Annotated in this window: 15 protein-coding genes; all 15 read left to right on the top strand. The window is 43.7% G+C overall.

Annotated elements, in window-relative coordinates:
* The first annotated feature begins 11 nt into the window (after positions 1-11).
* The 15 genes from flhA (at position 12) to hisA (ending at position 14,499) form a co-directional block, all read left to right on the top strand.
* Complete coding sequence (gene flhA, locus H8704_RS10550) at positions 12-2,045, top strand: flagellar biosynthesis protein FlhA (RefSeq protein WP_022463871.1); 2,034 nt, start codon at positions 12-14, stop codon at positions 2,043-2,045.
* The gene (gene flhF, locus H8704_RS10545) at positions 2,045-3,295 is read left to right on the top strand and encodes a flagellar biosynthesis protein FlhF (RefSeq protein ID WP_118676229.1); all 1,251 of its coding nucleotides are present in this window, start codon (positions 2,045-2,047) and stop codon (positions 3,293-3,295) included. The genes flhA and flhF overlap by 1 nt, the downstream gene beginning before the upstream one ends.
* Positions 3,295-4,185, top strand: coding sequence for a MinD/ParA family protein (locus tag H8704_RS10540; RefSeq protein ID WP_249298245.1), 891 nt, complete (start codon positions 3,295-3,297; stop codon positions 4,183-4,185). Before flhF ends, H8704_RS10540 begins: the two co-directional genes overlap by 1 nt.
* Positions 4,186-4,225: 40 nt before the next feature.
* Positions 4,226-5,371: a chemotaxis-specific protein-glutamate methyltransferase CheB gene (gene cheB, locus H8704_RS10535; RefSeq protein ID WP_249298244.1), complete on the top strand. Its 1,146-nt coding sequence runs from the start codon at positions 4,226-4,228 to the stop codon at positions 5,369-5,371.
* A gap of 1 nt (position 5,372) precedes the next feature.
* Complete coding sequence (locus H8704_RS10530; protein WP_249298243.1) at positions 5,373-7,478, top strand: chemotaxis protein CheA; 2,106 nt, start codon at positions 5,373-5,375, stop codon at positions 7,476-7,478.
* Between the two features lie 25 nt (positions 7,479-7,503).
* Positions 7,504-7,986, top strand: coding sequence for a chemotaxis protein CheW (locus H8704_RS10525; RefSeq protein WP_022463866.1), 483 nt, complete (start codon positions 7,504-7,506; stop codon positions 7,984-7,986).
* Between the two features lie 19 nt (positions 7,987-8,005).
* The gene (locus H8704_RS10520; protein WP_022463865.1) at positions 8,006-8,623 is read left to right on the top strand and encodes a chemotaxis protein CheC; all 618 of its coding nucleotides are present in this window, start codon (positions 8,006-8,008) and stop codon (positions 8,621-8,623) included.
* A gap of 8 nt (positions 8,624-8,631) precedes the next feature.
* Entirely contained in the window at positions 8,632-9,120 is a 489-nt protein-coding gene (locus H8704_RS10515; protein WP_118676223.1) for a chemotaxis protein CheD, read from the top strand.
* 52 nt (positions 9,121-9,172) lie between these two features.
* Complete coding sequence (locus H8704_RS10510; RefSeq protein ID WP_118676221.1) at positions 9,173-9,463, top strand: hypothetical protein; 291 nt, start codon at positions 9,173-9,175, stop codon at positions 9,461-9,463.
* 37 nt (positions 9,464-9,500) lie between these two features.
* On the top strand, positions 9,501-10,277 hold the full coding sequence (locus H8704_RS10505) for a FliA/WhiG family RNA polymerase sigma factor (RefSeq protein WP_022463862.1): 777 nt from the start codon (positions 9,501-9,503) through the stop codon (positions 10,275-10,277).
* 58 nt (positions 10,278-10,335) lie between these two features.
* Positions 10,336-11,940 carry a DUF342 domain-containing protein gene (locus H8704_RS10500; RefSeq protein ID WP_249298242.1) on the top strand — a complete coding sequence of 535 codons (1,605 nt, stop codon included), beginning with the start codon at positions 10,336-10,338 and terminating at the stop codon, positions 11,938-11,940.
* 79 nt (positions 11,941-12,019) lie between these two features.
* Entirely contained in the window at positions 12,020-12,334 is a 315-nt protein-coding gene (locus tag H8704_RS10495) for a hypothetical protein (protein ID WP_022463860.1), read from the top strand.
* A 53-nt stretch (positions 12,335-12,387) separates the two neighbouring features.
* On the top strand, positions 12,388-13,149 hold the full coding sequence (locus H8704_RS10490) for a DUF6115 domain-containing protein (RefSeq protein WP_249298241.1): 762 nt from the start codon (positions 12,388-12,390) through the stop codon (positions 13,147-13,149).
* Positions 13,150-13,168: 19 nt separating this feature from the next.
* Complete coding sequence (locus H8704_RS10485; RefSeq protein ID WP_022463858.1) at positions 13,169-13,732, top strand: endolytic transglycosylase MltG; 564 nt, start codon at positions 13,169-13,171, stop codon at positions 13,730-13,732.
* On the top strand, positions 13,729-14,499 hold the full coding sequence (gene hisA / locus H8704_RS10480) for a phosphoribosylformimino-5-aminoimidazole carboxamide ribotide isomerase (protein WP_249298240.1): 771 nt from the start codon (positions 13,729-13,731) through the stop codon (positions 14,497-14,499). The genes H8704_RS10485 and hisA overlap by 4 nt, the downstream gene beginning before the upstream one ends.
* The last annotated feature ends 295 nt before the right edge of the window (positions 14,500-14,794 follow it).

Here is a 14,794-nt window from a genome sequence, read left to right as displayed (position 1 = left end):
GAAAGTGTATTATGCAGAGATCAGATTTATTACTGGGACTGTACATACTTGTTCCGGTTATCTTTTTGATCATACCGATTCCGACACTATTGTTGGATATATTAATTCTGTTAAATATAAGTCTGTCGTTGATCATTTTATTTACAGCGCTGTTTTCAAAAGAAGCATTGCAGATGTCAGCATTTCCAACACTTCTTTTGATGACTACATTATTTCGTCTGTCGTTGAATGTAGGTTCTACAAGAAATATCCTGTTAAATGGCTATGCCGGAAATGTCGTTGCTACATTTGGTAATTTCGTAGGCGGCGGTAATCTTGTGGTGGGTGTGATCATCTTTGCCGTATTGATCCTGATCCAGATGATCGTTATCAATAAAGGTTCGGAGCGTGTTTCTGAGGTGACCGCGCGTTTTACATTGGATGCGATGCCGGGAAAGCAGATGGCCATTGATGCTGATCTGAATACGGGAGCGATCACCGATGAGCAGGCGAAGGAAAGACGCCAGAAGATTCAGGATGAGTCGGCGTTTTTTGGTTCCATGGACGGTGCTTCCAAGTATGTAAAGGGAGATGCTACGGCAGGTCTTGTAATTACAGCGATCAACTTTGTGGGTGGTCTTGTGCTGGGTGTGATGATGCAGGGGCTGGATATCAACGAGGCTTTGCAGCGTTATACGATTCTGACCATTGGTGACGGACTGGTATCACAGATCCCGTCTCTGATCATTTCGTTGTCTACCGGTATTCTGGTTACAAAGGTTTCCAAGGAGTCGGATCTTGGTGGCGTGCTGGTACGTCAGCTGTTTTCTATACCAAAGGTATTGTATATTGTCGGTGCAACCATGGCATTCCTTGGAATTGCCACACCATTACAGACATGGATCTGTCTGATCTATGCCATTTTATTTATTGTGGTTGGCCGTGTAATGGAATCTTCCATGGAGGTACAGGATATCGAGGAAGAGGTCAATGCAGAGGAAGAGACTGCAGAAGAGATCCGGCGTCCGGAAAATGTGGTTTCCCTGTTGCAGGTTGATCCGATCGAGCTGGAGTTTGGCTATGGTATCATTCCGCTGGCAGACGTGAATCAGGGCGGAGATCTTCTGGACCGTGTCGTAATGATCCGGCGTCAGATCGCATTGGAGCTTGGATGTGTTGTTCCGATGATCCGTTTGAGAGATAATATTCAGTTAAATCCGAACCAGTATGTGATCAAGATCAAAGGTGTACCGGTAAGTGAGGGAGAAATTTTGTTTGATCATTATATGGCGATGAATCCGGGTTATGTGGAGGAGGAAATCACGGGAATTCCAACCTTTGAGCCGTCCTTCCATCTGCCGGCGATCTGGATCACGGAGGGGCAGAGAGAGCGTGCGGAATCTCTGGGATATACGGTTGTGGATCCGCCTTCTATTATTGCAACCCATCTGACGGAGGTTATCCGCAATCATCTGGATGAGCTTTTGACCCGCCAGGATGTACAGAATCTGATCAACAATATTCAGGAGCAGAATACAACACTGATCTCAGAGCTTGTGCCGAAGCTGCTGGGGGTTGGTGAGATTCAAAAGGTACTGCAGAATCTTTTGAGAGAGGGAATCTCAATCCGGGATCTTGTGACAATTTTTGAGACGCTGGCAGACAATGCTGCGACCACAAGAGACACGGATGTGTTGACAGAATATGTCAGACAAAGCCTGAAACGGGCGATTTCCAATAAATATTTCCCTGCAAATGAGATGACCAGTGTGGTAACTCTTGATCCGAAGGTCGAACAGGAGATCATGAACTCTGTGAAGCAGACGGAGCAGGGGGCTTATATTAATCTTGATCCTGACAGAACGAAGGGAATTCTGGCATCCGTGGGGGACGAGGTGGAGAAAATGGAGGAGCTTGGTAAAAATCCGATCATTATTACTTCGCCGATCGTGCGGATGTATTTCAAGAAGATTACGGAAGAGCAGTTTAAGGATTTGATCGTTGTTTCCTATAATGAGATAGAAAATGACGTAGAATTACAATCAATTGGGATGGTGACAGTATAGTGGTTATTAAAAAATATATTGCAAAGACAGAAGAGGCAGCCACAGCGCTTGCCAGAGAAGAGCTTGGAAAAGACGTAGTGATCATGAATGTAAAAAAGAACATTCCCAAGGGCATTGCAAAGTTTTTTCGAAAGGAAAGCGTAGAGGTAACGGCTGCGGTAGATGAGGTGGTTACGGATAGTGCGTCGAAAGAGATGCCGGATTTTTCAAAGCTGCAGGAGGCTATGCAGGGTGAAATAAAACCGGCACCGGATTCCAAAGCAGCAAAGGCAGAGGCGGCAAGGGCTGTTTTGGCCGAGAGGAATCAGGTGATTTTGGAGGAGGAGCCGGAAGAAGAGATTCCATCAGAAAACAACGCCATTGAGCAGAAGCTGAGTGATCTGCAGAAGCTTCTGGAAAAACAGGTTATGACAGAGCCGGAAAAGAAGGAAGAAAAAGAAGAACAGCTTCCGGACAAAAATAAAGCGTATATTCGTCTGATCCGGTCTCAAATGGAAAACAATGAGGTAGAGGAGACATATATTGAGCAGATTCTGGAGGAAATCGAGGGCAGCCTCAAAAAGGATACGTCTCTGGATAATATCCTTTCCGGCGTTTATCAGAAGATTGTATTAAAAATTGGGCGTCCCCGTCTGATCGATCTTCATGCCAAAAAGAAAAAATATGTATTTTTTATTGGCCCGACCGGTGTGGGGAAAACAACAACGATTGCCAAGATTGCTTCTATGTTGAAGTTGTCAGGGAAGGTGAAAGTGGCATTAGTGACATCGGATACCTACCGTATTGCGGCAGTGGAACAGTTGAAAACATATGCCAATATTTTAGGTGTCCCACTTAAAGTAGTATATTCGGCGGATGAAATGGAAAATGCCATGGAAGAACTTGAGGAATATGATCTCGTATTGATTGATACGGCGGGACGTTCTCATAACAATAAGGAGCAGAAGGAAGACATTCATCGTCTGCTGGAGACAGTACCGGAGGAACAGCGGGAAGTATTTCTGGTGATGAGTGCTACAACGAAATACCGGGATCTTGTGAAGATTTCCCAGTCATATTCAGAGATTACGAAATACAGTTTGATTTTTACTAAACTTGATGAAACAGATGCAATTGGAAACGTATTTAATATCCGTATGCTGACGGGGGCACCTCTGTCTTATATGACCTGGGGGCAGAATGTACCAGATGACATTGGAAAAGTAGATGCGCAGAAGATGGCAAAACAGCTTCTGGGAGGGAACAACTGATGGATCAGGCAGAACAGCTAAGGAATATTGTAAAACAACAAAATAAAAAGCAGCGGTCTGCACGGGTGATTACTGTAACCAGCGGAAAAGGCGGCGTGGGAAAGTCCAACGTCTCTGTCAACCTGGCGATCCAGATGAGCCGTTTGGGAAAGCGGGCTGTGATACTGGATGCTGATTTTGGTCTTGCGAATATTGAGGTGATGCTTGGAACGCGCCCTCAGTATAATCTGGCAGATATGATGTTCCGCGGAAAAGACGTGAAAGACATCATCTGTACCGGACCGGAAGATATCGGGTTTATTTCCGGCGGCTCGGGTCTGCGGGAAATGACGAATCTCAATAAAGATCAGATATTAAGTCTGGTCCGCACCATGTATGAGCTGGATCATTATGCAGATGTCGTGATCATTGATACCGGAGCCGGTATTTCGGATACCGTGATCGAGCTGGTTGCTTCCAGCTCAGAGGTGCTTTTAGTGGCAACACCGGAACCGACTTCGATCACGGATGCCTATGCACTTTTAAAGACGCTTCATCGTCATGATGGGTTTGAAGCGGGCAGTACTTCCATTAAAATGATCGGGAACAGGATTCAGAGCTATGAAGAGGGAAAAGAGCTATATCTTAAGCTTAATACCGTGGTAAATAAGTTCCTCGGAATGGAGATGGAATATCTGGGAGCCATTCCGTATGACGAGTGCCTTCCGAGAGCGGTGATGCAGCAACAGCCGGTATCTCTTGCATATCCGGATGCACCGTCTGCCAGAGCCATGCTGGAGCTGGCAATGGTTTTAGAGGATGAAAAAAAAGAGATTGAGCCGATGGATACAGCGCATGGACTGGCGGGACTGTTCACAAAGATATTTAAACATCAGTTCCGGTCAAAATAGTGGGTTATAATTCAGTGTAAACATGGGAGAAACGAATAATATGAAAAAAGTTTTGGTTGTAGATGATTCTGCACTCATGAGAAGAGTCCTATCTGATATAATTAATAAAGATGAAGAATTTCATACGGAACACAGTGCCAGGGATGGACTGGAGGCTCTGAAATTAATGGAGCAGAATGATTTTGATGCGATTGTGCTGGATATTATTATGCCCAGGATGAACGGGATTGATTTTCTTAAGGAGGTCAATGAAAGAGGTTATACCGCCAAAATCATTATTGTCAGTACCATTGCCAGAAAGGGAGCCGGCGAAACGATTGAGGCTCTTGAACTGGGAGCATTCGACTTTGTGACGAAGCCGGGAAATCTGCGGGAGGCCAAGTCAGGTGAGTTTGCAGCCAAGGTGTTAAGCAGGCTTTATCTGGCAATGGGGATGGAGTGGAATAATATTCTATCCGGGGAGATAGAAGCTCCGGAACAGATCCTTCGCAGGATGAGACGATCAGATGCGGGAGTGATACAGGAGCATTCAGAGCGTCTTGAGACGACGGAATATAAACCAGAGAAAAGATTTCCACGTTCTTCTATGGTGAATGTTAATGCCTCCGGAAAGCTTGTGGCTCTTGCTTGTTCTACCGGTGGCCCCAAGGCATTGCAGCAGGTTATTCCGAAGCTTCCGGAAAATCTGGATGCAGCGGTTGTGCTGGTACAGCATATGCCGGTGGGATTTACCGCTTCCTTAAGTGCCAGACTGGATGAAATGAGCGAGATCCGGGTAAGGGAGGCGCAGGACGGAGAGGTTCTTCAAAAGGGAACGGTATATATTGCCAAGGGAGGTTCCCAAATGCGTGTAATAGAAAAAAACAGACATGAATTTGTATTGTCTGTCAGGGAGGAAGGTGCCCGGAATGGATTAAAGCCATGTGCAGATATCCTGTATGAGTCGTTGAGGGAAAGTTCATTTGAGGATATTACCTGTGTGATCATGACAGGTATGGGTGCAGATGGTACCAAGGGTATATTGCAGCTAAAAGAAACAAACAAAATTTATGTAATAGCACAGAATGCAGAAAGCAGTACTGTATACGGAATGCCAAAGGCCATTGCAGAAAGTGGTGCTGCAGATGAAATAAAGGATCTTGATCTGATTGCTGATGCTATCATTAAGCATGTGGGGGTGCGATAATATGGATGTTAGTCAGTATCTTGAAATTTTTATTGATGAGACAAAGGAACATTTGCAGACATTAAGCGATCAGTTGATGATCCTGGAGCAGGAACCGGAAAACATGGATACGATCAATGAGATCTTCCGGGCAGCCCATTCCCTGAAAGGAATGGCCGGAACCATGGGTTATAAGCGTATGCAGCGTTTAACACATGATATGGAGAATGTATTCCAGGAGATCCGTAGCGGCAATATGAAGGTACAGCCGGAGCTGGTTGATGTACTTTTCCGCGGACTGGATGCACTGGAGGGATATCTTGCCAATATTCTGGAATCTGCAGATGAGGGCACTGAGGAAAATGAAGATATCATCAATACATTAAATGAGATAGTAGAAAAAGGAACCGGTAAGGTGAGCCAGACACCGGAGGTAACTGCCCAGGAGACTTCAAAGCAGGAAGAGACAGCAGCACCGGCAGGTGGCGCATTATACGAGTCTATTACTATATCGGATTATGAGATCAATACCTTTGAAAAGGCAAAGGAACAGAATCTTAATATCCTTGGAATTACGGTATATCTGGAGGAGTCCTGTCTTTTAAAAGCGGCGAGAGCATTTTTGGTATTTAAGGCGTTAGAAGAGCTGGGCGAGGTTATGAAAGCAGTACCGGATGTGCAGGATATTGAAGATGAAAAGTTTGATATGAATTTCAGTCTGGTATATTTTACAAAGGAAAGTCCGGAGAAGATCAAGGCAGCCATTGAAAATGTATCAGAAGTCAAAGAGGCAATTGTCGGAGAGTTTAAGCTTCCGGAGAGTGGTGCTGACAAGTCAGAAGAAAAAACATCCCAGGAGGAAGAAAAGAAGAAAGAGAAGCCGGCAAAGCAGGCAAGTGCAACGGCAGTAAAGAATGAGCCAAAGAAAGAGGCAGCCAAGAAATCGGAAAAGAAAAATGTGAAGCCGGCAGTGGGAAGAACCGTTCGTGTAGATATTGAAAAGCTTGATGTTCTGATGAATCTTGTGAGCGAGCTGATCATTGCAAAAAATGGTCTTGTATCCATCAGCTCCAATGCCCAGAACACTAGAAGCGATAACAGCTTCAATGAGCAGATCGAGTATCTGGAGAGTGTAACTACCAATCTCCATGAATCCGTTATGAAGGTACGAATGGTACCAATTGAAAGTGTTGTAAACCGTTTTCCACGTATGATCCGTGATCTGAGCAAAAAGCTTGATAAAAAGATGGAGTTGCATATGTCAGGTGAGGATACCGAGCTGGACAGAACCGTTATTGACGAGATTGGCGATCCATTACAGCATCTGCTGCGTAACTCTGCAGATCATGGTCTGGAGAGCAATGAGGAGCGTCTGGCTCTTGGTAAGTCAGAGGTAGGAAATATCTGGCTTAATGCATATCAGGATGGTAACAATGTTAATATTGAGGTTCGTGATGACGGTGCGGGTATCAATATTGAAAAGGTTAAAAATAAAGCACTGGAGAAGGGAACCATTACACCGGAGCAGGCAGAGGTAATGACAGATAAGGAGGTCATTGATCTTTTATTCCAGCCAAGCTTTTCTACAGCAGAAAAGATCACCGATATTTCCGGACGAGGTGTTGGTCTTGATGTAGTAAAAACTAAAATTGAAGGTCTTGGCGGAAACATCGAGTGCCGTTCTGTTGAGGGAGAGGGAAGCAGCTTTATTATTCATCTGCCATTGACTCTTGCAATCATTCAGGCATTGATGGTTGAACTTGGAGATGAGAAATATGCAATCCCTTTGGGAAGCATTCAGACCATAGAAGATGTTGCCATATCTGATATTAAGTATGTTCAGACAAAAGAAGTGATCAATCTTCGTGGTACCGTTATTCCGTTGATCCGTCTGGATCAGATCCTTGATGTAGAAAGTACCTTAGAGGATTCGGAGAGCCTTACGGTTGTTATCGTGAAGAAGGGAGATAAGCAGGCAGGTCTTGTTGTTGACAATCTGATCGGTCAGCAGGAGGTCGTTATTAAATCAATCGGAAGCTACATTAACTGCAGTAAGATCATCAGTGGAGCAACGATTTTGGGAGATGGAGAGATTGCTTTGATCTTAGAAGTAAATACTCTGGTATAAAAGGGAAAGGCATGGTGAGATTAGTATGGAGAATAATAATGTACAAAATCTGGATACTGTGGGAAATGAGAAGCAGTATATTGTTGTAAGACTTGGTTCCGAGCAGTATGGTATTGATATACAGTATGTAGATAATATTGTCCGCAAGCAGAGAATTACAAGAGTACCAAAGGCACAGCATTATTTTAAGGGCGTGATCAATCTTCGTGGTGAGGTTATTCCCGTAATGAGCCTTCGTTTGAAATTTAATCTGGAGCCGGATGAGTATACAAATGCAACAAGAATTATCATTATAAAGCTGGAGCAGCATTCTGCAATCGGTATTATTGTGGACGAGGTGAAGGAGGTTGTAACCCTGTCTGAGGATGCCATTGATAAACCAACCAGCGCAGACAGCTCAGGAGATACCAGAATACAGTATCTGAGTGGTGTAGGAAAGCAGGAGAACGGGTTGATTTCTCTGCTTAACATTGCTAATGTAATTAACGATAAAGAGGCAGTATCATAAATAATACGAGGTGATGTCGATGCAGAAGGATGAAGAAAACATGGATGACATGGAATTTGATATTCTTACAGAGATAGGAAATATAGGAGCCGGAAATGCAACAACAGCACTGGCCAAGCTGATTGATGGCCGTGTTGACATGCATGTGCCCAAGGTGGAGATGCTGGCATTTAAGGATCTGGCAGAGATCCTGGGCGGAGCAGAGGAGCTGGTGGCCGGTATTTTACTGAGTCTGGAGGGGGATATTGAAGGCTCTATGCTGTTTGTTCTGGAAAATAAAGCAGCTCATCATCTGGTACATAAGCTGATGGGAAGTGACGGTAGTACATTGGAAGACAGCTTTACGGAAATGGAACAGTCTGCTTTGGTAGAGATTGGCAATATCATATCAGGAGCATATCTGACAGCGATATCACAGCTGACAAATTTAAATATTATTCAAACCGTTCCGAGTCTTGCCATTGATATGGCCGGTGCAATCTTAAGTGTGCCGGCGATTGAGTTTGGTAAGCTTGGAGATAAAGCACTTTTGATAGAATCACAGTTTGAGGATGATGAAATTGATGTTTGCGGGTATTTCATTTTAATACCTACGCTGGAGTCATATACACGTATTTTGAAGTCATTGGGAATGTAGGTGGAGAAATGGATGGAACAATGATCAAAGTCGGAATGGCAGACGCGAACATTTGTCATTCTCCGGATGTAATTACTACACTTGGTCTTGGATCCTGTGTGGGAGTTGCGTTATATGATAAAACGACAAAGATTGCCGGCCTTGTGCACGTAATGCTTCCGGACAGTACGAAGGTGCGGCAAAATCAAAATAAAGCTAAATTTGCAGATACCGGGATTGATATGCTTATCGATATGATGCGAAAGGAAGGGGCAAACAGGTCTTTACTGACGGCAAAGATCGCAGGAGGAGCCCAGATGTTTGCATTTGGCAGCAATAATGATATGCTGCGGGTAGGACAGCGGAATGTAGAGGCGGTCAAGGCAAAACTGAAAGAATTAGGGATTCGTATTCTTGCGGAGGAGACGGGAGAAAATTATGGACGGACTGTGGAATTTTATCCGGAAACCGGTGATTTTCTGATTAAATCAGTGGGACGAGAACAAAAGATTATATGATTTGTGCCTGCAGTCCAAAGTTTGCGGGCTGAGAAAGGAATGTAGGATTAGTATGAAAACAGAGTATATTCCTAAGGTGATTACACTTTTGGCAGGTGCTGTTGTGTGTATTATATCCATCGTCAGGCATATGGATACAACATACAGTTTGGAAATCCTGCTGGCAGCTCTTATTATTTTTTATATCATAGGCTGTATTACAAGACGGATTATTGAAAAGGTTATGACGAGCAATCGTTTCATCAAGGAAGTAACTGATGAAACAGAGAAAGTTCAGGATGGCTCGGAAGACACCGGGGATGCAGACAACGGAGAGAACGATGTCCAGTCGCAGGAGAGTTAAAACAAACCCGTGATCATAAAGGGGATGAGGGGAATTTATGAATGAGAAAGAAAGAGCATCTTTGTGGGAGGAATATATAAAAACCCGCAGTCCGAAGATCAGAGAACAGTTGATTGTAGAATATGTTCCATTAGTGAAGGTTGTTGCCGGTAGAATGGGGATGTATCTTGGATATACGGTGGAATATGACGATCTTACCGGATATGGAATTTTTGGACTGATTGATGCCATTGACAAATTTGAGCTGACAAAAGGTGTTAAATTTGAAACGTATGCCAGTTTGAGAATCCGGGGTGCTATTTTGGATCAGATTCGGAAAATGGATTGGATTCCGAGAACACTGCGCCAGAAGCAGAAAAAGCTGGAGACGACCATGGGACAGATGGAAACGGAGCTGGGAAGAACGCCGACGAATGAAGAGCTTGCTGCAGCACTGGAGATGACACAGGAAGAGTTAGATGCGTTGATCAATCAGACACAGGTAGCTAATTTGGTATCTTTGGATGAGTATCTGGAACAGGGAAGTGAGGTTCGTGTTGAGGCGGGAAACAAATCTGCCTTTTTGCAGCCGGAGCAGGTAATGGAACGACAAGACCTGAAACGGCTTTTGGCAGAGGCAATCAATTCCCTGACAGAAAAAGAACAAAAGGTTATTGCACTTTATTATTATGAAGAAATGACATTAAAGGAGATCAGTAATATTCTGGAGGTTTCTGAGTCCAGGGTATCACAGCTTCATACAAAGTCTCTTCGTAAAATGAAGGAAAAATTAGGCGCCCGTAATATGGGTGTCCTTGGAATTTGGAATATATAGGCTGCCGCACAGCTGTGGCAGCCTTTCACATTATTATGTGTCAAGGAGGGAGATTGGGATGAAGAGAAATGCCTTTTTTCAACTTGTACAAAAGAAGGACGGTGTGTATTTGAAGTCATATCCTGCACTGCATGGGGGAGCACCTCTTTCAATGGAAGATATTATGCAATATCTGGAACAAAAGAAAATTATGGATGTTCAGCTGGGAGATATCGCAGCTTTTGTGGAAGATGCGGCGCAGCAGAAGAACGCAGAAAAAAAGATATTATCCGAGGATCGTCTGCCGGAAAAGGAATTTCCGTTGATTACCATAGACCCGAAGCGCAGATTTGCCAAAATTCGTCTGTATCCACCATCAAATGGTGGAATGCGTATTTCAAGTGAAGAAATTCTGGATCGTGTGGAGCAGATGGGGATAAAATCAGGACTTTTGCCGGAAAATATCAAGCTTATGCTGAAGGGAAGATTATATTGTACAGATGTGCTGATCGCCAGGGCAACGCCGCCGGTGCAGGGAAGTGATGCAGTCATTACCTACCATTTTGACGTGGATAAAACCTGTAAGCCGGCAATGGATGAGTCCGGTAATGTTGACTTTCATCAGCTTGATATGATTGAAAAGGTCAGCGAAGGGCAGCTTTTGGCAACCTTGCAGCCGGCTGATCTCGGAACACCGGGAACAGATGTGATGGGAGGGGAGTTAAAGCCGATAAAAGTTAAACAGCTATTTTTAAAGCATGGCAAAAATATACATTTATCCGAGGATGGATGCGAAATGTATTCGGATGTTCCGGGAAATGTTACGTTGGTGGATGATACGGTATTTGTGGCAGATCAGTATGAGGTGCCGGCAGATGTAGGTCCATCTACCGGCGATATTGAATATGATGGAAGTGTTGTTGTAAAGGGAAATGTCCTGACAGGATATGCCATTAAGGCGACCGGAGATATTATGGTTAATGGCGTGGTGGAAGGAGCCAGCCTCACTACAGATGGTAAGATTGTGCTGAAGCGGGGAATTCAGGGAAAAGGCGAGGCAACTTTACAGGCCGGCGGTGATGTCATAAGTAATTTTATCGAAAGTGCCAATGTAACATGTGGCGGAAAGATTATGACAGAAGCGATCATGCACAGCAAGGTGACAGCGGAGGATGATATTGTTGTCAAAGGAAAGCGGGGGATGATCGCCGGAGGTTATCTCAAAACAAAAACAAAAATAGAAGCAAAAACCATTGGTTCTACCATGGGAACTTTGACAGAGCTGCAGGTGGGCATTGATCCTAAGATTGTGGAGCAGCACCGCTTTCTGGAAAAGGAAGTGGAACAGCTTACTTCTGAGAGAGAAGGACTGATGCAGAATGTCCTGTTATTAAAGAAAAGAATGGATACCAAGGGAAAGCTGGATGATGAAAAAATGGCTTCTCTCAAAAAGACAGGGAAGAGAATTCAGGAGATTGATACACGATTGGAGGAAAACGCTGCCGAGAGAGAAGTTTTAGAGGTAGAATTAAACAAGAAAGATAACGGTCGTATTATTGCGGAAAATATTGTTTATCCGGGAGTCAAAATGACTATATCCAACGTCAGCAATACGATTAAATCTGAGGTACAGCATAGTGCTTTTGTAAGAGATGGAGCTGATATCCGGATCAGAGCCATTTAAGAAATGTATGTAAAATACAGCAGATCTGTGTCTTTGTTACAGAGTTTACAGGTATTGCGCAAGGAAGGGAGGGATACCTATGTCATTATCCATTGATTATATTACCATGCCGCCAAAATCACAGGAAGTATCGCAGATACAGCATGGAGATCAGGTGCGGTATGAACATTCCCAGCAGGAAGTGGCTTCGCAGGTGCAGCAGCAGGTACATCAAAATTCCCATCAGACAATTCGGCGTGCCAAAGCTGAAAATAAGGACTATTTGAACGAAGAGGAAAAGAGAAGGGGGAAAAAGGGCTCCGGAGGAAAGGGCAGAAATCATTCGGAGAAACATCAGCAGGAGACGGAAAAGGATCCGAGAGCAGGTGGAAGCTTTTTTGATATGAAGGTATAATGTGGCAGCACTGCCGGATAATATCCAAATAAAAAGATAAGGAAACGACAGCAATGGTTATTTTGGAAATAATAATGATCGTGATCGGACTGGGAGCAGTGGTTATGAGTTACCGGATCACGGATCAGAAGAAGGACAACATACAGAATATTCCGAAAGAGGAGAAAATATTACAGGATTCCCCTGTAGAAATTGAGCAGGCAAGGGAAGAAATGGAACATTACAAAGAAGATGTGATAACCTCTGCAGAGGAGGAGCTTAGCAGATTATCCAATGACAAACTCATGGGAATGAATGAATATTCAGAGGAAGTATTAAATCGTATGGCCAAAAACCATGAGGAGGTTGTATTTTTATATGATATGCTCAAAGAAAAGGAAGAGGATATCAAGGATCTGGTTCATCATGTAGACTCTGTGAAAGCAATGATCCATGATGAAACAGCGAAGGAATATCAAAAAATGATGGATGCCCTGAAGCTTCTACAGGAGAGCAGAATTGCGATAGAAAATGGAGCGGGGGAAAAGGACGGTCATATGCAGAAAGGCAGTGTGGTAGAGGAAGGATATTTAAAAAGCACACAGGCAGAAAAGCTGGCGTCTAACATGGAACAGCAGGAGCAGCATAAGAAACCGGCGGCAGAAGAGAAGGAATCTTTTTCTGTGGAAACTTCTTTGAAAGAAGATAGCGACAATCATAATACGGAGATCATTCACCTTTATAAAAAAGGATATTCTGTGTTGGAAATATCCAAAATGTTGTCTCTCGGTCAGGGGGAAGTAAAGTTTGTGATCGATCTTTATGAAAACCGTTAAGATGGAAGTGGAGGAAGAAATGGATAAAAGATCCTTTATACGCGGATTTGGAATGGGCGTGCTTTTTGCGGCAGTGATTTTGGGGATATCCTGTCTGATGAGGACATCGGATTCTGCTGTGATCAAAAGGGCAAAACAGCTTGGAATGACATATGCTGCACAGGAAGAAAAACTGTTTCAGACGTCAGCCCCGAAAAACAGTGCGGCTGCAAAAACGCCGGAACCGTCATCAACATCGGTCTCATCGGATAAAAAGCCTTCGGCAACCATGAAACCAAAGGAAACCAAAAAGCCGGATAAAACTCTTCAAAAGGAACAGACTGACCAGAAAGAATTTGATCAGGAAAAGAAAAAAATAACGGATGATTTTGAAAAATCCACAAAAGAACTGCAGATTCAGGCAGGGGACTGGTCTGCAGATGTCAGCCGGAAGCTGGAGGAGATGGATGTAATCTCCGATGCGGAGGCATTTGATGCCTATATGGATAAGCACGGGTACAGCAGCAAGATTAAAGCAGGAAATTACAGCATATCCCCAGGTGCGGATTTTGACCAGATTGCAAAGGAGATAACTTCAAAATGAGATTTCGACCATGTATTGACATTCATAATGGAGCGGTAAAGCAGATTGTAGGTGGAAGTCTGCGGGATAGCGGAGATCAGGCAAGAAACAACTATGTTTCTGAGTATGATGGAGCGTATTATGCTAATATGTATCAGAGAGACGGTTTCCGGGGAGGTCATATTATACTGTTAAATCCTGTAGGCAGTGAGTGGTATGAAAAGGATCTGGAACAGGCAGAGGGAGCACTTAAAGCATATCCAGGTGGAATGCAGCTTGGCGGAGGTGTATGTCCGGAGAATGCAGAGAAGTTTCTGGATATGGGAGCAAGCCATGTTATTGTGACATCTTATGTGTTTCGTAATGGAAATGTTGACTTTGAACGTCTGCAGAAGCTGGCTTCTATGATCGGAAAAGAGCATCTGGTACTGGATCTGAGCTGCCGCAGATATGAGGATGGATATTATATTATGACAGACCGCTGGCAGAAAAAGACCCAGGTCTGCCTGACGGGAGAGACTCTGGAGGAGTTGCGGAGCTACTGCGATGAGTTTCTGATCCATGCTGTAGATGTCGAGGGCAGACAGAGCGGGGTGGAGAAGGAACTTTTGACATTTTTGGGACAGAATGTATCCTGCCCGATCACATATGCCGGCGGTATTCATAATCAGGAAGATCTTTTCTACATCGAAAGCTGTGGAGCAGGAAAAATTGATTTTACCATTGGCAGTGCGCTGGATCTGTTTGGGGGGAGCCTGGCTTATAAAAATATGCTCAAATACCGATAAACAGGAAGCTGACGACCGATTTCCTGTTCTGTTGAGAGATTGTACCAAAGATTGCGTCGTAATTTGTTACAAATATTACATGAAAAAAACTTACATTTTATTTTTTGACAGAGAATTTGATGATTTTAATAAAAATATATCGAATTTTCTGTTATTTTTTGTTGTATTTTGACAATAAAAAACGTTTTCGATTTCATGCAGAGCCAGAAATATTGCAAATTGGGTTGATTTTTTAAAATAATGTGATATAATTGTTACATAAATGTTAAGTGACAAGCAGTCATACAACAGAATA

Origin of the sequence: Jutongia huaianensis (genome assembly GCF_014384985.1) — a bacterium.
GTDB classification, from domain to species: domain Bacteria; phylum Bacillota; class Clostridia; order Lachnospirales; family Lachnospiraceae; genus Jutongia; species Jutongia huaianensis.
This window is presented reverse-complemented; position numbering and strand designations above follow the sequence as displayed.